This window comes from Rhizobium sp. PDO1-076 (assembly GCF_000247475.1).
Lineage (GTDB): Bacteria > Pseudomonadota > Alphaproteobacteria > Rhizobiales > Rhizobiaceae > Allorhizobium.
Genome location: NZ_AHZC01000311.1, coordinates 1 through 1024 on the forward strand (window position 1 = coordinate 1; position 1024 = coordinate 1024).

At 56.8% G+C, this 1024-nt stretch carries 2 protein-coding genes; one reads left to right on the forward strand and one right to left on the reverse strand.

The window, feature by feature from the left end:
• Window positions 1–72 precede the first annotated feature (72 nt).
• On the forward strand, window positions 73–627 hold the full coding sequence (locus PDO_RS15805; protein ID WP_007603868.1) for an invasion associated locus B family protein: 555 nt from the start codon (window positions 73–75) through the stop codon (window positions 625–627).
• Window positions 628–806: 179 nt separating this feature from the next.
• Here PDO_RS15805 and PDO_RS15810 read toward each other — a convergent pair.
• A partial coding sequence (locus PDO_RS15810; protein WP_037074413.1) for a transposase occupies window positions 807–1024 on the reverse strand: 218 nt, incomplete at its 5' end.

Below are 1024 nucleotides of genomic sequence, written 5' to 3' on the forward strand. Positions count from 1 at the left end.
GGGCGCCTTGCGGCCAATCAGTAGCCACCCCATCAAGGGGTGGCGAGATGTTCAACATTGAGGATGATAAAATTGATCCAGTTTCGATCCTTCCGATACCAGGCCACATTGCTTGCGCTCATGTTCGCTGCGGAAATGCCTTGCACAGCCCTGGCGCAAGATGTCGCACCGCCGCTCGCCTCATCGCTCACCGAAACCTACGACAATTGGGTCGTCGATTGCCGTCGTGTGAATGGCACGGATCCGGCAATGCACAGCTGCGCCATGTCGCAATCACAGGTTAACGCGAAACGGCAGCGTGTCCTTGCCATCGAAGTGCAGCCCCGTTCGGATGGCGCCAGCGCGATCATGGTCCTGCCATTTGGCCTTGCTCTTTCGCAAGGCATCACTGTGCAGGTGGACGCAACCGAGAAAAGCAAGCCCATTCCTTTTACCACCTGTCTGCCGACTGGCTGTGTGGCGTCACTGGATATGGATCCAGCCCTGCTGAAGGCGTTGCGGCAAAGCGAGGCGTTCAATGTCGGTGTGCAGTCGAATGAAGGCCAGCCACTGGAGTTTTCTGTTTCGCTCGCAGGCTTTTCCGCCGCTTTTGAACGCACCAATGCTCTCAACTCCGAGCATCAGTGATTGTGTCAAACACAAGACGCCGGCTGCGTCTCAAGGAGACCTGTGCGCGGCAGGTCTTTTGCATCGATTTTGTTTGAGCGTCCGGGTGTGGCGGTAAAGGGTGCAAGGATATCGGCGCCGGCGTTACCGGCTTTGGCCTTTGACGCTCTCGTATGAGCGCCAGTGCGTTTTTTTGAACGCTATCCGGCCATAGCGATGATCTTCAAACTGCGTTTCATATTATAGGCGATGGCAGTGAGGCGGATTTGAACGCCTGCCTTTGCAAGCCCTCGCCATCGCATCCGGCGAAGGCCGTAGCTTCGTTTCCAGGTGCCGAAGATCTTCTCGATCCGGCCACGGATACGGTGGATTGGTTGGTTCCAGGCCTCAAGCCGTGCTTGTGTTTCGGCTTCGTCCC